Genomic DNA, 1,026 nt, shown 5'->3' with positions numbered 1-1,026 from the left:
AAAACTTACTCAAAAAAGAGAAAGTAGCGGTTTCTGGTGATGATGCACGTGAAGGTTTAACTGCGATTGTTTCAGTGAAAGTGCCTGATCCGAAGTTCTCTTCTCAGACCAAAGAAAAGTTGGTTTCTAGTGAAGTGAAACCTGCGGTTGAGCAGGCAATGAATAAATCATTCTCTGAATATTTGCTTGAAAACCCGCAAGCTGCAAAATCAATTGCAGGCAAAATCATTGATGCGGCACGTGCTCGTGATGCAGCACGTAAAGCACGTGAAATGACGCGTCGTAAAAGTGCGTTAGACATTGCAGGCTTACCAGGCAAGCTTGCGGATTGCCAAGAAAAAGATCCAGCATTATCTGAATTGTATCTGGTCGAGGGTGACTCTGCGGGCGGTTCAGCTAAACAAGGCCGTAACCGTAAGATGCAAGCGATTTTACCGTTGAAAGGTAAAATCCTAAACGTGGAACGTGCGCGTTTTGACAAGATGATTTCATCTCAAGAAGTCGGTACGCTGATCACGGCATTGGGTTGTGGTATTGGTCGTGAAGAGTACAATCCGGACAAGTTGCGTTATCACAAAATCATCATCATGACCGATGCTGATGTGGATGGTTCACACATTCGTACCCTATTGTTGACCTTCTTCTTCCGTCAAATGCCTGAGCTGGTGGAGCGTGGTTATATCTATATTGCTCAGCCACCGCTGTATAAGCTGAAAAAAGGCAAGCAAGAGCAATATCTGAAAGATAATGATGCGCTTGAAACCTATTTAATTTCAAACGCGATTGATGAGCTTGAATTGCACATCAGCGATGCTGCACCTGCGATCCGTGGTGAAGCTTTGGCGAATGTGATTGCGGACTATCAAACGTCTCAGAAGAGCTTACAGCGTTTAACTGTACGTTATCCTGCCAGTGTCTTAGATGCGTTGATTTCGGTTGAAGGCTTTAAGCTTGATCAAAACCATGACCGAGCTTATGTTGAGCAGTGGGCTGAACAAGTGCGCAGTGCTGTGGCAGAGATTCAAC

General features: G+C 44.9%; 1 protein-coding gene. It reads left to right on the top strand.

Annotation, left to right across the window (positions count from 1 at the left end; translation table 11 throughout):
- A partial coding sequence (locus tag ACE3T3_RS15940; protein ID WP_374668650.1) for a toprim domain-containing protein occupies window positions 1-1,026 on the top strand: 1,026 nt, incomplete at both ends.

The organism is Acinetobacter sp., from assembly GCF_041919735.1.
In the GTDB taxonomy this organism is placed as follows: domain Bacteria; phylum Pseudomonadota; class Gammaproteobacteria; order Pseudomonadales; family Moraxellaceae; genus Acinetobacter.
This window is presented reverse-complemented; position numbering and strand designations above follow the sequence as displayed.